At 58.2% G+C, this 16,541-nt stretch carries 17 protein-coding genes; 11 read left to right on the top strand and 6 right to left on the bottom strand.

The features are described from left to right. Positions 1-154: 154 nt before the first annotated feature. Positions 155-1,561 carry a DegQ family serine endoprotease gene (locus PVA19_RS11750; protein WP_274102537.1) on the top strand — a complete coding sequence of 469 codons (1,407 nt, stop codon included), beginning with the start codon at positions 155-157 and terminating at the stop codon, positions 1,559-1,561. Beyond that, positions 1,558-2,874: a replication-associated recombination protein A gene (locus tag PVA19_RS11745; RefSeq protein ID WP_274102536.1), complete on the top strand. Its 1,317-nt coding sequence runs from the start codon at positions 1,558-1,560 to the stop codon at positions 2,872-2,874. Before PVA19_RS11750 ends, PVA19_RS11745 begins: the two co-directional genes overlap by 4 nt. Positions 2,875-2,938: 64 nt before the next feature. Here the strand turns inward: PVA19_RS11745 and PVA19_RS11740 are convergent, their stop codons facing one another. Continuing rightward, positions 2,939-3,250: a DUF1883 domain-containing protein gene (locus PVA19_RS11740; protein WP_116493833.1), complete on the bottom strand. Its 312-nt coding sequence runs from the start codon at positions 3,248-3,250 to the stop codon at positions 2,939-2,941. 275 nt (positions 3,251-3,525) lie between these two features. Between PVA19_RS11740 and PVA19_RS11735 the strand changes: the two genes are divergently transcribed. The 4 genes from PVA19_RS11735 to PVA19_RS11720 all read left to right on the top strand — a co-directional run bounded on the left by PVA19_RS11735 (position 3,526) and on the right by PVA19_RS11720 (position 8,858). Next, positions 3,526-5,343 carry a methyl-accepting chemotaxis protein gene (locus PVA19_RS11735; RefSeq protein ID WP_274102535.1) on the top strand — a complete coding sequence of 606 codons (1,818 nt, stop codon included), beginning with the start codon at positions 3,526-3,528 and terminating at the stop codon, positions 5,341-5,343. A gap of 244 nt (positions 5,344-5,587) precedes the next feature. Continuing rightward, positions 5,588-6,757 (top strand): extensin-like domain-containing protein, encoded by a 1,170-nt coding sequence (locus PVA19_RS11730; RefSeq protein WP_274102534.1) that lies wholly within the window; start codon positions 5,588-5,590, stop codon positions 6,755-6,757. A 404-nt stretch (positions 6,758-7,161) separates the two neighbouring features. Then, positions 7,162-8,100, top strand: coding sequence for an ABC transporter ATP-binding protein (locus PVA19_RS11725; RefSeq protein ID WP_062440788.1), 939 nt, complete (start codon positions 7,162-7,164; stop codon positions 8,098-8,100). After that, entirely contained in the window at positions 8,097-8,858 is a 762-nt protein-coding gene (locus PVA19_RS11720; protein WP_062427500.1) for an ABC transporter permease, read from the top strand. Before PVA19_RS11725 ends, PVA19_RS11720 begins: the two co-directional genes overlap by 4 nt. 6 nt (positions 8,859-8,864) lie before the next feature. Here the strand turns inward: PVA19_RS11720 and PVA19_RS11715 are convergent, their stop codons facing one another. The 3 genes from PVA19_RS11715 to cobS are packed head-to-tail and all read right to left on the bottom strand — an operon-like array spanning position 8,865 to position 10,519. Continuing rightward, positions 8,865-9,572 carry a retropepsin-like aspartic protease family protein gene (locus tag PVA19_RS11715; protein ID WP_274102533.1) on the bottom strand — a complete coding sequence of 236 codons (708 nt, stop codon included), beginning with the start codon at positions 9,570-9,572 and terminating at the stop codon, positions 8,865-8,867. Further along, positions 9,569-9,748: a DUF1289 domain-containing protein gene (locus tag PVA19_RS11710; RefSeq protein WP_062427560.1), complete on the bottom strand. Its 180-nt coding sequence runs from the start codon at positions 9,746-9,748 to the stop codon at positions 9,569-9,571. Before PVA19_RS11710 ends, PVA19_RS11715 begins: the two co-directional genes overlap by 4 nt. Before the next feature lie 18 nt (positions 9,749-9,766). Continuing rightward, positions 9,767-10,519 (bottom strand): adenosylcobinamide-GDP ribazoletransferase, encoded by a 753-nt coding sequence (gene cobS / locus PVA19_RS11705; RefSeq protein WP_274102603.1) that lies wholly within the window; start codon positions 10,517-10,519, stop codon positions 9,767-9,769. Positions 10,520-10,740: 221 nt separating this feature from the next. On the opposite strand from cobS, the gene cobT reads away from it, so the two are divergent. Both cobT and PVA19_RS11695 read left to right on the top strand, forming a co-directional pair. Continuing rightward, positions 10,741-11,766 carry a nicotinate-nucleotide--dimethylbenzimidazole phosphoribosyltransferase gene (gene cobT / locus PVA19_RS11700; RefSeq protein ID WP_113226294.1) on the top strand — a complete coding sequence of 342 codons (1,026 nt, stop codon included), beginning with the start codon at positions 10,741-10,743 and terminating at the stop codon, positions 11,764-11,766. Between the two features lie 7 nt (positions 11,767-11,773). After that, a complete protein-coding gene (locus PVA19_RS11695) occupies positions 11,774-12,193 on the top strand; it encodes a diacylglycerol kinase (protein ID WP_062599003.1) in 420 nt (139 codons plus the stop codon). 1 nt (position 12,194) lies between these two features. Here the strand turns inward: PVA19_RS11695 and PVA19_RS11690 are convergent, their stop codons facing one another. After that, a complete protein-coding gene (locus PVA19_RS11690) occupies positions 12,195-13,730 on the bottom strand; it encodes a sensor histidine kinase (protein ID WP_062427496.1) in 1,536 nt (511 codons plus the stop codon). Between the two features lie 141 nt (positions 13,731-13,871). On the opposite strand from PVA19_RS11690, the gene PVA19_RS11685 reads away from it, so the two are divergent. The 3 genes from PVA19_RS11685 to PVA19_RS11675 all read left to right on the top strand — a co-directional run bounded on the left by PVA19_RS11685 (position 13,872) and on the right by PVA19_RS11675 (position 15,633). Next, positions 13,872-14,417, top strand: coding sequence for a thermonuclease family protein (locus PVA19_RS11685; protein WP_274102532.1), 546 nt, complete (start codon positions 13,872-13,874; stop codon positions 14,415-14,417). Position 14,418: 1 nt separating this feature from the next. After that, the gene (locus tag PVA19_RS11680; RefSeq protein WP_113179834.1) at positions 14,419-15,078 is read left to right on the top strand and encodes a uracil-DNA glycosylase family protein; all 660 of its coding nucleotides are present in this window, start codon (positions 14,419-14,421) and stop codon (positions 15,076-15,078) included. A 66-nt stretch (positions 15,079-15,144) separates the two neighbouring features. Next, positions 15,145-15,633 carry an Lrp/AsnC family transcriptional regulator gene (locus PVA19_RS11675; protein WP_062427493.1) on the top strand — a complete coding sequence of 163 codons (489 nt, stop codon included), beginning with the start codon at positions 15,145-15,147 and terminating at the stop codon, positions 15,631-15,633. Positions 15,634-15,693: 60 nt separating this feature from the next. On the opposite strand, the gene PVA19_RS11670 is transcribed toward PVA19_RS11675, so the two are convergent. Then, a complete protein-coding gene (locus PVA19_RS11670) occupies positions 15,694-16,518 on the bottom strand; it encodes a class I SAM-dependent DNA methyltransferase (RefSeq protein ID WP_274102602.1) in 825 nt (274 codons plus the stop codon). Positions 16,519-16,541 lie beyond the last annotated feature (23 nt).

Here is a 16,541-nt window from a genome sequence, read left to right as displayed (position 1 = left end):
ATCATATCTTGGCGGTTCAATTCTCAGACATCGAAACCAGTTCCAAAGAAAGTAAAGCGCTCGCTTGTAAAGCCGTGCGTCATGATATTGCCGCCCTTTGATTTATAGGCTGAGACGCTATAACTGCATCCTATTGATGAAGATGAGGAATCACATGCAGCGCGTGTTGAAATTCATGGCCCACGGCTTTCTTGCTGCGTTGCTTCTTGCGCCCTTGGGTGCGCAGGCGCAGGACGCTAAAGCGGTGCCGGCCAGCCGCATGGAGATGCAGCTGTCCTTTGCTCCGCTGGTCAAGCGCACATCCGGTGCCGTGGTGAACGTTTATGCCGAGCGTATCGTCCAGCGCCGCGCCTCGCCCTTTGCCGGCGACCCGTTCTTCGAACAATTCTTCGGCCAGCAATTGCCGAACCGCACGGAAAAGCAATCTTCGCTGGGCTCCGGCGTTATCGTTTCGGCCAGTGGCCTGGTGGTGACGAACAACCACGTCATCGAAGGCGCCGACGACATCAAGGTCGCGTTGGCCGATGGCCGTGAGTTTTCCTCCAAGGTTCTCCTGAAGGACGACCGTGTCGATCTCGCCGTATTGCAGATCGATGCAAAGGAACAGTTCCCCGTGCTGCCGCTCGGCAATTCAGATGCCACGGAAGTGGGTGATCTGGTGCTTGCCATCGGTAACCCGTTCGGTGTGGGCCAGACCGTCACCAGCGGTATCGTCTCAGCCTTGGCGCGCAATCAGGTGACGCAAGGCGATTTCGGCTTCTTCATCCAGACGGATGCCTCGATCAATCCCGGCAACTCCGGTGGCGCACTGATGAACATGAACGGCGAGCTGATCGGCATCAATACGGCGATCTTCTCGCGCGGCGGTGGCTCCAACGGTATCGGCTTTGCCATCCCTGCGAACCTGGTCAAGGTGTTCCTGGCCGCGGCTGAAAAGGGCGACAAGAGTTTTCAGCGGCCGTATGTCGGTGCAACATTCGATCCGGTTACCTCCGAAGTCGCGGAAGCTCTTGGGCTAAAGCGCGCGCGCGGCGCACTCGTCGTCAGCGTTGTGAAGGGTGGTCCTGCGGAAAAGGCGGGCATCGAGCCTGGCCAGGTGGTCACTGCCGTAAATGGCATCGAGGTGGAGCATCCGGATGCGCTGGGTTATCGCCTGACGACGGCAGGTATCGGCAAATCCGCCAAGATCGCACTGATCGACAAGGGCAAGGAAAAGACCGTCACCATCTCGCTCGATACTGCGCCGGAAACGGCACCGCGTGACGAGCGCCTGCTGGAGGGTCGCAATCCATTTGCCGGCGCGACGGTTGCCAATCTTTCGCCGAAGCTTGCCGATGAGTTGCGTATGGTCGGAACACCCTCCGGTGTCGTGATCGTCGATGTCGCGCGCGGTTCGCCCGCTTCGCGCGTCGGCTTCCAGCCAAAGGATATCATCGTGTCGTTGAACGGCGCCGATATCACCTCCAGCGCCCAGATGGAGGAAGCGCTGCATGACGATCCGGGCTTCTGGCGTCTTGAGATCATTCGCGATGGTCAGCGCCTGCGGCAGTTCCTGCGATGAGCGGAGACCTCTTTGCACCTCAGGTTCCAGCGGAGGTCGCCAACCGGCGGCCTCTGGCAGACAGGCTGCGGCCGACTACGATCGCACAGGTCACAGGTCAGCCGCATCTGACGGGCGAAGAGGGTGTTCTGCGCCGCATGATCGAAAGCGGCTCGCTGGGCTCGATGATCTTCTGGGGGCCGCCGGGCACGGGCAAAACGACCGTCGCGCGGCTGCTTTCGGGTGAAGCAGGTCTCGCCTTCGAGCAGATTTCTGCAATCTTCTCCGGCGTGGCCGACCTGAAGAAGGTGTTCGAGGCTGCGAGGACGCGGCGGATGAATGGGCGGCAAACGCTGCTCTTCGTCGACGAAATCCATCGCTTCAACCGGGCTCAGCAGGACAGCTTTTTGCCGGTGATGGAAGATGGAACCATCATCCTCGTGGGCGCGACGACCGAGAACCCGTCCTTCGAACTGAATGCCGCTTTGCTGTCGCGTGCCCGCGTTCTGACCTTCAAGCCGCATGACGAAGTAAGTCTGATGGAGCTCTTGAAGCGCGCCGAGGAGGCGGAAGCCAAGCCGCTGCCGCTCGACGAAGACGCGCAGCTCTCACTGCTGCGCATGGCCGATGGTGACGGTCGCGCCGTGCTGACGCTCGCCGAGGAAGTCTGGCGTGCGGCGCGCGAAGGCGAGGTGTTCGATACGGAAGCGCTGACCCGCATCGTGCAGCGTCGGGCGCCGGTTTATGACAAGGGCCAGGACGGGCATTATAATCTGATCTCGGCGCTACATAAGTCGGTGCGCGGCTCCGATCCCGATGCAGCGCTTTATTATCTGGCTCGGATGCTCGATGCGGGCGAAGATCCGCTTTATCTCGGCAGACGCCTGGTGCGTATGGCAGTCGAGGATATCGGGCTTGCCGACCCGCAGGCACTGGTCATCTGCAATGCGGCGAAAGATGCCTATGATTATCTCGGCTCGCCGGAAGGGGAACTGGCGCTGGCGCAGGCATGCGTCTATCTGGCGACGGCGCCGAAATCCAATGCGGTCTACACAGCCTACAAGAGTGCGATGCGGGCCGCCAAGGAGAACGGATCGCTCCTGCCTCCCAAGCATATTCTCAATGCGCCGACCAAGCTGATGAAGGGCGAGGGTTATGGTGATGGCTATCGCTATGATCACGACGAACCAGATGCCTTCTCAGGCCAGGATTACTTCCCGGAAAAGATGGGGCGCACTACCTTCTACGATCCGCCCGACCGGGGTTTTGAACGCGACATTCGCAAGCGCCTGGATTGGTGGTCTAAGCTGAGACGGGAACGCAACCCTCGCTGAAGCGCAAAACCAGCTTTAGGGCTGGCTGTCTGCGCTTCGCTTCTCATTCCTGCTGGACGGTTGATCAGGCGCTCTTGCGCTGGGCGGCGGCCGGGTTTGCCGGCAGCATCTTCACAGATGATTCCGCCAAGCCATTGTGGCCTTCACCATCAATGATGACATGCCAATGGCCGGTTTCGGGGATCGCCAGACGCAGCGGTGATTTTCGCGCAACGCCGCCGACATATTTGAAATCCAGAAGCTCTGTGAATCTTTGGAAATTTCCGGCCGTCATCAAGCGTACGTTGGCGACCGCGTTGAGAGATACTTCAATAATGGTACCAGTACGGATCTCCTTGAGATCGTAGTGGGTGTAGCGAAAATTAGGTTTTGGCATATCGATCTCGTCGTTTTATTCGGCGCAGAGATCATGATTCTGATTTCTTAATTCGAAATTACTTGATGTGTAGTCTGTGCGAACTTTTTTTAGGCTTGCAGGAGACAAACTCCCCACGATACTGCGAACTAAAAACAATACGCCGATATCTCAAATGTGTTGTCTGAGCCGTTACCTTCCAAATTATATTTCCACCTACCATTGCGTGCACTTTATGTTTTTGTCAATTTTTTAAGATTAACAATAATTGATCACATTCGGGGGGAATTTGACGTATGAAACATCTGACCATTTCCACGCGGCTTTATGCGCTGGTCGCATTGTTTCTGGCGATACTGGCGGCGGCGCTGACGTCAAGCCTGTTCGGTGGCTATGGCGGGATGGAGAGGGAGCGCAAGGCCGGGCTGGAAGCGTTGACGCATTCGGCTGTCGGCATTCTCGATCAATATTATCGTCTGGAACAGAGCGGGACGCTGACCCGGGAGGTCGCTCAGCAACAGGCGAAGGCTTCGATTGCGGCGATGCGCTATGACAATGGCAACGGCTATTTCTGGATCAACGACATGGGTCCGAAAATGGTCATGCATCCGGTGAAGCCGGAGCTGAACGGTGTCGATCTGACAAAAAACAAGGATCCGAACGGCAAGTTCCTCTTTGTCGAGTTCGTCAATACCGTGAAGGCAAGCGGGAAGGGCTTTGTCGATTATCAGTGGCCGAAGCCCGGCGCGCCTGATCCCGTGGGCAAGTTTTCTTATGTCGAAGGCTTTGCGCCCTGGGGCTGGATCGTCGGCACAGGTGTCTATGTTGACGATCTGAACGCCATGTTCTGGCGCGAGGCAACCCTCTATGTCGGCATTTGCCTGATCAGCGCCCTCGTCGTTCTTGCTGTCGCCACCGCGGTCGTGCGCAGCGTTTCAGGCCCGATCGGCAAGCTGAAGACGAGCATGTCCAGCATCGCGGATGGAAACGCCGAGGCCGAGGTGCCGTTCGTCGAACGTCGCAACGAGATCGGCGCCATGGCCAAGACGCTGCTCGTTCTTCGCAACTCCGTCAATGAGCGCAGCCAGTTGCAGCTTCGCGAAGCCGAGCAGCAGAAGGCAATCGAGAATACGCGCCGGGAAAGCGAGGACGTGCTTCGTTCCGCCTCCGAGCGCCAGACCCAGGCTATGGACTCGCTTGGCCAGGCTATGGAAAACCTCGGGCGCGGCGATCTTACCGTTCAGGTGGGGCAGGTGGGTGCTGAATATGACAAGCTGCGCGCCGACTTCAACAGCGCTGTTGGTGTCCTTCGGGACGTGATTGCAACGATCTCGCGCAGCAGCGATGTCGTCAACGCCAGCGCCTCCGATATCAGCGAGGCGACGGGTAATCTTTCCCGCCGTACCGAACAGCAGGCAGCGGCGTTGGAAGAGACGGCAGCTGCACTCGATGAGATCACGGCAACGGTTCGCACAGCCTCCGAGCGCGCAAACGAGGCGCGGCAGATGGTGACGGAAACGAAGCAAAGTGCGGGTCGCTCCGGCGATATCGTCCGCAGCGCAGTGGAGGCCATGAACCGGATCGAGGAGTCCTCCCGCAAGATCGGCCAGATCATCGTCGTCATCGATGAAATCGCCTTCCAGACAAACCTGCTCGCCTTGAACGCTGGTGTCGAAGCCGCACGTGCCGGTGAGGCGGGTCGTGGCTTTGCCGTCGTGGCGCAGGAGGTTCGAGAACTTGCTCAGCGTTCCGCCAATGCTGCAAAGGAAATCAAGACGCTGATCAACAGCTCGGCAGAGCAGGTGAGTGGTGGTGTGACGCTCGTTCGTTCCACCGGGGAGGCGCTGGAGGAGATCGTCTCGCTGGTCAACCGTGTCGACGGCCACGTGAACTCGATTGCCACGGCTGCGCGTGAGCAGGCGACGGGACTGCAGGAGATCAACACTTCCGTCAACCATATGGACCAGATGACCCAGCAGAATGCCGCAATGGTGGAGGAAACCACAGCGGCGAGCGAAACGCTGGCAGAAGAGAGCCGCAAGCTGCATTCGCTGCTGGCGCGGTTCCAGCTTGGAAGCTTTTCTGCTGGAGGCTCGATGTCGCGGGCGGCTTGATTCTCGCTTCCATACCGATAGAGGGGCGTCGCTTGCGGCGCCCTTTTCGTTTTCGCATGTGGATGCAACGCTTCGGTCGCAGCTACGACTGTGCGGTTTTCGGGAGCCTGCTGTTTCGTTTCAGAACATACAAGCCTTTGCCGGTCACTTTCTTTGCGTCAGCACAAAGGGTTCGTTTACCAGATTTCTTTAGGATTTGATCTGATCGCCGCGTGTTGCGGTCGCTGAAGGTACAGGTTCTGGTATGGCGTATGTTTCCCTTCCGCGTCGTCTTGCGGCGTTGATGACAATGTCGGCGGTGATCGTGTCGTGCTCAGCGGAGGGGCTGGTGCCCCCCGCTGAGGTCGATGGCGCGACACGGGTCAGTTCCATTCGCTCCTCCAGCCGGCAGAACTACAGTGCGCCACCCGCACCTGTCAGCCAGGATCTTCCTTTCAACGACCAGTCCGCCCTGTCGCAGCCGCTGCCGGAGGCGCCGGTCTCGCGTGATCCGCTCTTGGCCTCCGGCGGGCAGGGCTACTCGACGCTCGATGCGCAGGCGAGCCGCCTTGCGCCCGTTCAGCCGCAGTCAGCCCACATGCCGTCGCAGATGGCGGAGGGTGACGAGGGCGTGAACATGGATGCAGGACTGGGCGTGGCGCCGGGGCGGAGCCTTGCGGAGGAGCAGGATATGGAGGTGTCCGCTCCCGACAGTGCCGCTTCTCAGCCACCGCCAGCGCCGCGTCGTCTCGCCAATCAATCCCGCCTCATTCCGCCGCCGCCAAGCGGTCAGCGTCAGGCGCAGCCCGTGGAAGAGGTGGCGATGCTGATGCCGGACAATCCGGCGCAGGAGCGACGTATGTCGCAGCCGCCCGGCATGATGCCGCCCTCCGAAGTGGCCTGTCGCACAGAGCTTCGCCGATTGGGTGTCGCCTTCCGCGATGTCGCGCGCATTGCCGATGGCCCGACCTGCGGTATCGATTACCCGATAGAGCTTAGCGGTCTCGATAGTGGCGTTGCGATCCGCCCGGCTGTGAAGCTGAACTGCCAGGTGACACTCGCCTTCGCCAAATGGGTGAAGTTCGAACTCGTGCCGTCTTCTCGCTTCCGTTACTTTTCCGGCGTCGGCCGTATCACGCCGATGGGTGGTTACTCCTGCCGCAAGATGAATTCGAGGGCGAGCAACCCCTGGTCTGAGCATGCGCGCGGTAACGCCATCGATATTGGAACGATCACGCTGAAGAACGGCAAGGAAATCGACGTTCGCAAGAAGAGCTTCTTTGCTTTCCGTGAGAAAGGCTTGCTGAAGGCCGTTCGCTCCGACAGCTGCAAGTACTTCTCCACCGTGCTCGGACCGGGAAGCGACCCCAACCACTGGAACCACTTTCACTTCGATCTGCGCACACGCAAGTCCGGTTATCGCCACTGCGATTGATGGCCTTGCTCCTCGATCGGCTGGTGGATGTCGACTGCCCAAAAAACAGAGCCAAAAAAACAGGGCAGAGTGCGGGGGTAGCCTCTGCCCAAAATAATGTTTTTCAATATGACTGCCGTATGTCTCAAAATGTCGAGCGGTGCTGAAAACCGGACGGGCGCCATGTGGTGAACAGTCCGGTACCCGTCACGCCAATTTCTACGACATCACCATCACATATTCATGACAGGGGCGCCAAGAAGGTGAAGCAGTTGGTGAAATTTGCGGAACTGCAACCAGCGTGTGGTGTTTCCGCTCTCTCCAGCTGACTTTTTGTCTTGATCCTTTTCCGGATGCAAAACGGACAACACTTTTGCTGGAAATGCTTTATATGAGCAGTTCAAGAACGTGCCGAAAGATCATTCATGACGCCTTCCCGCAAACCCATCGTTTCCATCCGCAATCTGACGAAATCTTACGCCAACGGCTTTCAGGCGCTGAAAGGCGTCACCCTTGATATCTACGAGGGCGAAATCCTCGCGCTGTTAGGCCCCAATGGTGCTGGCAAGACGACGTTGATTTCGATCATCTGCGGTCTCGTCAATCCGGGCGAGGGCAGCGTGCTCGTCGGCGGCAGTGATGTCGTCAAGGATTTTCGCAAGACACGCGCTTTGATCGGGCTCGTGCCACAGGAATTGACGACCGACCAGTTCGAGACGGTGTGGAACACGGTGTCGTTTTCCCGCGGATTGCATGGCTATCGTAAAGACCCTCAACTGATCGAGCGCGTTCTGAAATCCCTGTCGCTGTGGGACAAGAAGGACAATATGCTGCGTGAGCTTTCCGGCGGCATGAAGCGCCGCGTGCTGATCGCCAAGGCGCTGGCGCATGAGCCGAAGGTTCTGTTTCTCGACGAGCCGACGGCTGGTGTGGATGTGGCGCTGCGGCGTGACATGTGGAAGGTTGTCGAAGAGCTGCGGTCCGCTGGCGTCACCATCATTCTGACCACCCATTACATCGAAGAGGCCGAGGAAATCGCCGATCGTGTCGGGGTGATCAATGGCGGCGAACTTCTGTTGGTGGAAGAAAAGACTGCGCTGATGCGCAAGCTGGGCCGCAAGCAGCTTTCGCTGGAATTGACGACGCCGGTCACCACGCTTCCCGAAAGCCTGTCGCCTTTCCATCTGCAACTTTCGGAAGACGGTACCTGTCTGACCTATGAGTATGACGGCAATGGAGAGCAGGGACGGATCGCCGAGCTTTTGTCAGCGCTTGCCGGTGAGGGCATTCATTTCAAGGATATTTCGACACGACAAAGCTCGCTCGAGGATATTTTCGTTGCATTGGTAGGAGGACAGAAATGAATTTTGAAGCCATCAAGTCCATCTACCTGTTCGAAATGGCACGCACGCGCCGCACGCTTTTGCAAAGCGTGATCTCGCCGGTCATCTCGACATCGCTCTATTTCATCGTCTTCGGCACCGCGATCGGATCGCGCATCCAGGAGGTCGAGGGCGTTTCCTATGGAGCTTTCATCACGCCTGGCCTTATCATGCTGACGCTGCTGACGCAGTGCGTCAGCAATGGCTCCTTCGGCATCTATTTCCCGAAATTCACCGGCACCGTGTATGAAATTCTCTCCGCCCCGATCTCGATGACGGAGATATTGGCAGGCTATGTCGGAGCGGCGGCCACCAAAGGTCTGATGATCGGTACAATTATCTTGATCACGGCGTCTTTCTTCGTCGATATCTCGATTGCCCATCCGTTCATGATGGTCCTGTTCTTCGTGCTGACGGCCGTCAGCTTCAGCCTGTTCGGCTTCATCATCGGTATGTGGGCGTCGAATTTCGAGCAGCTCAACCTCATTCCGATGCTGGTTGTTCCGCCCTTGACCTTCCTCGGCGGCAGTTTCTACTCGATCAACATGCTGCCGCCCTTCTGGCAGACGGTCAGCCATTTCAATCCGGTGCTCTATCTGATCAGTGGCTTTCGCTGGAGCTTCTACGAGATCGCCGACGTCAATCCGCTGATCAGCATTGTGATGATCATCGGGTTTTTGACCGTATGCCTTGCCATCGTCAGCTGGATGTTCAGGACGGGCTACAAGCTGCGCAACTGACCGTTCTTACCGATCCCTGAGCGTCAGCTGGTCTGTCTGCATTTGCAACGATCCGAGTGTCGATAGGAAGGTCATGCCAAGCAGGCTTTGATCCAGCTGGCCCTTCTGCGCGACAAGCGCAGGGACATTGCGCCGAACAATCGGACCGACCGCGATCTCCGACAGACGCACGGGGGCTGCCGATGTCCGTCCATTGGCGGTCGTCACCGAGACGGTATAATTCAGATTGTCCGGATTGATGCCGACTGCCTCGGCGTCGGCATTGGAAAGGACGACGGAGCTTGCACCGGTATCCACCAGCATATGGACAGAGACGCCGTTGATCGTGGCATCCGCCTCGAAATGGCCGCCCATGGATTTGCTGAGGATAACTTCCTGGACACCGTCGGATGTCGTCGTCACCACGGCGCGACCGGGAACGAGGCCTGCCATCAGCCTGTCGCCGAAACGCTGCAGATCTCCCCGGTAAAGATAGCCTGCGGCGAGCCCCAAGATGATGACGAGCCAGATGGCCAGTTGTCGGAGCACCGTGGGCAGGTTGCCGCGACTGCCCGCCAAAATGCCGGCCGCTAGCAGAACGGCAATCGGCGTCAGATAGAGCGCGCTGGCGAATCGATCGTTGTCGATGCCGAAGGTCTGTCCGCTGCTGTTGTTGATCAAGAGAAGTGCCAGGCCGATGCCAAGGATGAGAAGAACCAAAGTCAGCCTGTTCATGCACTCTCCATTCCTGTCGCCTTCGCCGTCCTGCGTCTGGGTAACTCACTCATGATCCTGTGCCTTTCAGCGACGGTAAAGCCGCTCCAGCCAGTGATTTCAGCGATTGTCCGGTGGCAACCGGTGCAAAGACCTTCAGGGCTGAGCTGGCAGACGTGAATGCAAGGTGTTTCCATCGTTTTCATATCTGTTCTTCAGGCGAGGAGAGCAAGAGCGACCAGCATCACGATCTCGGTGATTTGCTGTGTTGCGCCAATCGTATCGCCGGTGTGCCCGTCGATCTTGCGGAGACACAGACGTTTGAACAGGTGCGCGGCCGCGAAAGAGGCGGCGATCGCGACGATTGCGGCAACTACAGCGTATGACAAAAACAGCACCATGCAGGCGATGACGATGCCGTAGGCAAGAGCGTGGTTTCGATCGGTCGTTCCTGGCTGGCCAAGGGAGGCTGCGACGCCAGCTTGGCGGGCAGGTGGAAGACCATGCCAGTGCCACACCATAATGGCACGGCTGAAGCTTGCCACGGCGATCAGAGAGGCCGCGCTTGCCAGCCCGGGGAGTTCGCGGATCAGGATGGCGATGGCTGCAACTCTGACCATGAAGGAAAGGATCAGCGCGATGGCGCCATAACTTCCGATGCGGCTGTCCTTCATGATGGTGAGGGACCGTTCCTTGTCCGCCCCGCCGCCAAAACCATCCGCGGTGTCTGCCAGCCCGTCCTCATGCAAGGCGCCTGTGAGAGCAGTGGCGACAGCCAAGGCCAATGCCGCGGTCAGCAACGGGTCGGCGTGCGCGTGATGGAGAATGGAGACGAGAATGGCGGATGGCAGGGCGATCAGCAGCCCGGCCATGGGGAAGACACGGGTGGCGGCCAGCATGTCTACCTTGCGACCTTGAAAGAAGCTGTCATGGACAGGGACGCGACTGAGAAAGCTGAGTGCGTGCATGACCCGCGTCAGAAAACCATCCAGGATCAATCCGCTCTCCCGCATTTCGAAAGGCCAATGTTGCGCTGTCGACGAGCGCAATAGTATGGCAAAACCGCGTCCTCGGTTTGCGCCACATGCTTTAGAGGTTGTCCCTCTGCCCGTCCCCGATTATGAGAGGCGCAACAAAGACCGATTTGCCGGAAAACACAAGTCTTCGGCATGAGAGAAAGATCGATACCATGAGCGTGAGCGGCCTGCCTTTCGACGATTTTCGTGTTCTTTTGCGTGATCTGCCGGGTCCGGATACCTATGCGCTGGTTGCCGCCAAGGAGCGCAATGCGCAGTTGACCAAGCCTGCCGGCTCGCTGGGTCGTCTGGAAGAGATTGCAATGTGGCTTGCCGCCTGGTCGGGTCGCGCACCTGCAGTCAATCGTCCGCTCGTCGCGATCTTTGCCGGCAACCATGGTGTGACCCGCAACGGTGTGACGCCTTATCCGTCCTCCGTGACGCAGCAGATGGTGGAGAACTTCGCGGCAGGCGGTGCTGCGATCAACCAGATCTGCGTGACCCACGATCTCGGCCTCAAGATTTTCGACCTTGCCCTCGATTACCCGACCGGTGACATCACCTGCGAGGCAGCACTCTCCGAGCGGGATTGCGCCGCCACCATGGCCTTCGGTATGGAAGCGATCGCAGGCGGCACCGATCTGCTCTGCATCGGGGAAATGGGCATCGGCAACACGACGATTGCTGCCGCCATCAATCTGGCGCTTTATGGCGGCACGGCTGAAGAGTGGACCGGTCCTGGCACGGGCTCTCAAGGTGACGTCATGGAGCGCAAGATCGCCGCTGTGAAGGCGGCCGTGGAGTTCCACAAGGATCATCTCTCCGACCCGCTGGAAATTATGCGCAGACTGGGCGGTCGCGAAATCGCCGCCATGGCCGGCGCGATCCTCGCAGCCCGTGTGGAGAAGATACCTGTCCTGATTGACGGCTATGTGGCAACCGCGGCTGCCGCTCTGCTGAAAGCCGCAAACCCTGCGGCTCTCGATCACTGCCTGATCGGCCATGTGTCCGGCGAGCCGGGCCACATGGCGGCGGTGGAGCGGCTGGGCAAAACGCCGCTTTTGGCACTTGGCATGCGTCTTGGTGAGGGAACCGGTGCTGCACTTGCAGCCGGTATCGTCAAGGCCGCTGCTGCATGCCACTCCGGCATGGCGACCTTCGCACAGGCCGGCGTCGATACCGGTGCTGCTCACCATTGAGGCGATGATGGACAACCTTCCCAAGAGCCCAGTGTCAGAGCCAGTTTTCCGCAAGGAAACCGGCTTTCGCCATCTGCTTGCCGCTGCACGCTACTCGCTGCAAGGGCTTCAGCGCCTCTGGCAAGAGGCGGCGTTTCGTCATGAAGTGATTGCCTTGGGTGCCGGACTTGTTTTCCTGGCAGCCATCAACGCACCTCTGGTGCACGATCTGATCTTCATCCTGCTGATGCTGCTGCTTTTTTGTGTGGAAGCGCTGAATACGGCAATCGAGGAAATCGTCGATCGCGTTTCGCCGGAGTTTTCCAGCGCTGCCCGCAACGCCAAGGATCTGGGCTCCTTTGCGGTCTTCTGCCTTCTGCTCGCCAATGGCGGCTTTATTCTCTACTCGTTGATTTCAACGGTGTTCTTCAGCGTCAGCGCGATCTGATTCAGGCAAAAGACCGCTTGCGTGGCTGCACCGCCTGCACGTCTTCAACCGCAGGCACGGTTTGCAGGATGCGCTTGGCCGGCAGGATCGCGATTGTTTCGGTCCCCTCGCGCAGTTTCGATTTCAGCACGAACTGACCATCATGTTTGGAGAGAATGGCCTGAACGATCGGCAGGCCGAGACCTGTGCCTTGTTCTGCACTCTTTATGGCAATCGATCCCTGGCCGAAGGCAGAGAGCACCACTGGAATTTCTTCTTCCGGAATGCCAGGACCGTTGTCCTTGATAGAAACGTACTGGCCGCCACGCGCGGTCCAACCGGCCTTTATCGAAATCTCGCCGCCCTGTGGGGTGAATTTGACGGCGTTGGATAGGAGATTGAGGATCACCTGGCGGAGCGCCTTTTCATCTGCCCAGACGCTCGGCAGGCTGCGCTCGAACTGCTGGACGATGCGGATATTCTTGCCGCGTGCGCGCAGCTGTATCATGCCAACGCAGTCTTCGGCGATCTCTAGGAGAGAGACGGCCTCTTCCTGCAACTCGTACCGGCCTGCCTCGATACGGGAGAGATCAAGGATTTCGTTGATCAGATCAAGCAAGTGCTGGCCGGAGCGGTGAATATCGCCCGAATATTCCTTGTAGAGCGGGTTGTTGAGCGGCCCGAGGATTTCCGATGCCATGACTTCGGAAAAACCGAGAATGGCGTTGAGCGGTGTGCGCAGTTCGTGCGACATGGATGCCAGAAAGCGGGACTTTGCGAGATTGGCTTCCTCCGCCCGGCGCCTTGCCTCGTCCGACATGGACTTTGCCACTTCCAGTTCGGCGATCAGGTCGTCCTTTTCCGACTGGAAGGACAGAAGCTTGATGCTCGAATTGTGCAGACGCCTGGTGATGTAATGGCAAAACAGCATGGCCATGAAGAACATCAGCGCCATGCCGATTGCCATCGGATCCTGCGAGGTGGCGGCATTGATGCCAAGCGCCATCAGCACCGGAAGAAAAGTCATCAAGATCGCCCGCCGCAACATGAAGTTGGACATGGCGGTGATGGAGAGCGCAATGAGCAGCGTGGCGCCTTTGTAGAACATCGGCAAGGCCGCGTCCTTGGCACCCATCGGGTAGCCGGCAAAAAGCGCCCAGATCAGGCCGATGATGATCTGCACGGCAAGGAACGTGCTGACCCAGCGGTTGACGTTTGCGGGTGTGATAGTCTGCTTTTGCGCCTTGCGCGCAAAGATCAGCGCGAGGGCGTGGCCGCTCAGCGCCAGAAGGGTCCAGCCGACGATCTCGATGTCGCGGGTAATGTAGACGCCGATGCCGGTTGCCAGCAGGATGAAGAGCGGCATGATGGTTGCGCCGTACAGCGTCTCTGCGATATGCATCTGCAGCATTTCGCATTCGAAGGCCACAGTGCCGACACCGCCATATTGCAGCCGCTCGCGCGTCGACTTCACGGCATCGAACACTGCTTTATTACGCCGCGTGCGAGACCGATCGACGATGTTCTTGTCGGCTATGTTGCTGGCGCTTTTACTCATCTACTGAACGAAACCGATGCGAGATGTTTGCACGTTACCGGTAAAGTCTTAAGAAGATGCTGCCGCGAAAGGATTTGTTTGCCATTTCTGCAAAGGGTTTGTTGGGATATGAGACGAAAGTCAGGCAGGAGATTTTCTCCGGTGAAGGACGGAATCATTCTGCTTTTGCTGATCGTTCTGGGTGCCTTGATCATGGCGAAGGTCGATGGTCTGAATGATCGGCAGTTCTCCGGTAGCTTCGTCGCGATTGACGGAGATACGCTTGCGCTCGGTGCTTCCCGTTATCGGTTGATCGGGATCGATGCGCCTGAGCTTCGTCAGGATTGCGGAACGGGTGATGGAACCTGGGCATGTGGACACGCGGCTAAGGATTTCGTCAGAGAGGTTCTCGAGACAGGCGAGGTCGAGTGTACCGGCGGTAGCAAAGATCGGTATTCCCGTTTTCTCGTTCGCTGTTCTGTGAATGGTGCAGACCTCGGCAGCCTCATCGTCTCTGAAGGTCTGGCTGTGACCACGGAATATTTCCTCTACGCCAAGGAGGAGGACAATGCGCGAGAGGAAAAGCTTGGCCTCTGGAGTGGAGCATTCGAAAACCCCAGGGACTGGCGACAGGAGCAGAAGACAATGGAAGCCGATGCGCCGCGGGCAGGGCCTTTGACGGTGCTGCGCCATGCCTTCGGCTGGTGACATGAGCGTGACTGTGGAGAAGCAGGGGGATATCCAAGAGGCATTGATCGAGACGCTGCGCGACAGTATTGCGCGATGTCGGATCTGTCGGGACACGCCGCTGAAGGGCGAAGGCGACCGGCTGCCGCATGAGCCCAGACCGGTCGCTGTCATCTCGGCCAAGGCTAAAATCTTGATTGCCGGGCAGGCGCCCGGACTTCGTGTGCATGAAAGCGGTCTGCCATTCAATGATGCCTCTGGCGACCGACTGCGCACGTGGCTGAATGTCGATCGGGAGATGTTTTACGATGCCGATCGGTTCGCCATCGTGCCGATGGGCTTTTGCTTTCCCGGATATGACGAGCGCGGCAGCGACCTGCCGCCCCGGCGGGAATGCGCACCGCGCTGGCGCGATGAGGCGATGTCCGCCATGCCGCAGATCGAGCTTGTGCTGGCGATTGGCCAATATGCGCAAGCCTATCATCTTGGCGGCCGCCGCAAGAAAAGCATGACGGAAACCGTGCAGAACTGGCGAAACTATCTGCAAAGCAATACGGGCATTCCCGTGCTGCCCCTACCGCATCCAAGCTGGCGCAATACCTCCTGGTTGCGAAAGAACCCTTGGTTCGAGCAGGAGATACTGCCGACCCTCCGTCAGCATGTGGAAATTCTCACGCGATGAAACAAATTTCTTTTTCTTCGTTTTTTTTAGTGTAAATAGAGGAAAATAATTCCGTAGGAGAGAAGATTGGACCGTCTCGACCGTAAAATTCTGCGTATTCTGCAAGAGGATTCCACGCTGGCTGTTGCCGACCTTGCAAAGAAGGTCGGGCTTTCCACGACGCCCTGTTGGCGGCGTATCCAGAAGATGGAAGAGGATGGCGTCATTCGTCGTCGCGTGGCGATTCTGGATGCGGCGAAGGTCAATACCAAGGTCACGGTCTTCGTTTCCATTCGCACCGCGTCTCACTCGATCGAGTGGCTGAAGCGCTTTTCGGAGGTTGTTTCCGAGTTTCCGGAAGTGGTCGAATTCTACCGTATGAGCGGTGACGTGGATTATCTGCTGCGCGTCGTCGTACCGGATATTGCTGCTTATGATGCCTTCTACAAGCGGATGATTGCCAAGATCGAAATCCGCGATGTGTCATCGGTATTTGCCATGGAGCAGATCAAGTATACGACCGAACTGCCGCTCGATTACATGATCCTGGACAATCCGAAGTCCGGCGAAGAGTGATCAGCCGTTTCAACGGATAGCTCATTCCCGCGCTGATCGCGGGAATGATTAGAGCCACGCTCAGCCCTTGAACTTCGCGATCACCAGATGGCCGGGTGTCGGCTCGCCATCCTGCATGCGCACGTTGATGTCGGTGACCTCGATCACATCAAAGCCCGTCGCGGCCAGACGTTCGCGCACATAGGTTTCCGCATGGGCAAAGCGCTGATGCGCGCCGACGATGTAGGGTCTGTCAGCCATTTTATCGTTGGGGAGGGTCTCTGACGAAAAGACGAAGATGCCGCCTTTCACCATGTTTTCTGCGGCACCGAAGAACAGCGGTTCGAGGGCGCCGAGATAGGGCAGCACGTCGGTTGCGGTGATCAGATCGAAAGCATCGTCGTCATTGTCTTCGAGGAAATCCTCGACTTCGGCGACGTAGAGCGTCTCGTAGACATCCTTTTCATGGGCGATTTCGACCATGTTCTCGGAGATGTCTATGCCGGTGATGTCGTCGGCCATGTCGCGAAGCGCTTCGCCCGTGAGACCGGTGCCGCAACCAAGATCCAGCATGCGCTTGAAGGGACCGAGTTCAAGCGTCTGTAAACGCTGGCGCACCATCATCGGAACGGCGTAGCCAAGCTGTTCGACGAGAATGCCTTCAAAGGCTTCCGCGTGCTGATCGAAGAGCGTTTCGACATAGGCGTCCGGTGCCTTAGGCGGCGCTTCGCCTCGTCCCATCGATGCGATGCGCACGGCGGCACCGCCATGATCTTCGGGATCGATCGCGAGAACCTCTTCGTAAGCCTTCACCGCGGCGTCGATATCGCCGGCCTTTTCGAGCGCAAGCGCGCGGTTATAGGCTTCTGCAAGAGCCTCTTCATCGATCTTGGCGTTCTTGGTCATGGCGTTCATCAGGCTCCGCTTCG

The organism is Agrobacterium sp. CNPSo 3708 (assembly GCF_028674915.1).
Taxonomy (GTDB): domain Bacteria; phylum Pseudomonadota; class Alphaproteobacteria; order Rhizobiales; family Rhizobiaceae; genus Agrobacterium; species Agrobacterium cavarae.
Note: the sequence above shows the minus strand (reverse complement) of the source record. Positions and strands in the feature narration are given on the sequence as shown.

Excerpts from the sequence above, each read along its gene's own strand:
- PVA19_RS11750 (WP_274102537.1), top strand. The coding sequence starts at position 155 with ATGCAGCGCGTGTTGAAATTCATGGCCCACGGCTTTCTTGCTGCGTTG.
- PVA19_RS11690 (WP_062427496.1), bottom strand. The coding sequence starts at position 13,730 with ATGAGTAAAAGCGCCAGCAACATAGCCGACAAGAACATCGTCGATCGG.
- PVA19_RS11730 (WP_274102534.1), top strand. The coding sequence starts at position 5,588 with ATGGCGTATGTTTCCCTTCCGCGTCGTCTTGCGGCGTTGATGACAATG.
- PVA19_RS11680 (WP_113179834.1), top strand. The coding sequence starts at position 14,419 with ATGAGCGTGACTGTGGAGAAGCAGGGGGATATCCAAGAGGCATTGATC.
- cobS (WP_274102603.1), bottom strand. The coding sequence starts at position 10,519 with ATGCACGCACTCAGCTTTCTCAGTCGCGTCCCTGTCCATGACAGCTTC.
- PVA19_RS11745 (WP_274102536.1), top strand. The coding sequence starts at position 1,558 with ATGAGCGGAGACCTCTTTGCACCTCAGGTTCCAGCGGAGGTCGCCAAC.
- PVA19_RS11695 (WP_062599003.1), top strand. The coding sequence starts at position 11,774 with ATGGACAACCTTCCCAAGAGCCCAGTGTCAGAGCCAGTTTTCCGCAAG.
- PVA19_RS11740 (WP_116493833.1), bottom strand. The coding sequence starts at position 3,250 with ATGCCAAAACCTAATTTTCGCTACACCCACTACGATCTCAAGGAGATC.
- PVA19_RS11715 (WP_274102533.1), bottom strand. The coding sequence starts at position 9,572 with ATGAACAGGCTGACTTTGGTTCTTCTCATCCTTGGCATCGGCCTGGCA.
- cobT (WP_113226294.1), top strand. The coding sequence starts at position 10,741 with ATGAGCGTGAGCGGCCTGCCTTTCGACGATTTTCGTGTTCTTTTGCGT.
- PVA19_RS11710 (WP_062427560.1), bottom strand. The coding sequence starts at position 9,748 with ATGGAAACACCTTGCATTCACGTCTGCCAGCTCAGCCCTGAAGGTCTT.
- PVA19_RS11735 (WP_274102535.1), top strand. The coding sequence starts at position 3,526 with ATGAAACATCTGACCATTTCCACGCGGCTTTATGCGCTGGTCGCATTG.
- PVA19_RS11720 (WP_062427500.1), top strand. The coding sequence starts at position 8,097 with ATGAATTTTGAAGCCATCAAGTCCATCTACCTGTTCGAAATGGCACGC.
- PVA19_RS11725 (WP_062440788.1), top strand. The coding sequence starts at position 7,162 with ATGACGCCTTCCCGCAAACCCATCGTTTCCATCCGCAATCTGACGAAA.
- PVA19_RS11670 (WP_274102602.1), bottom strand. The coding sequence starts at position 16,518 with ATGACCAAGAACGCCAAGATCGATGAAGAGGCTCTTGCAGAAGCCTAT.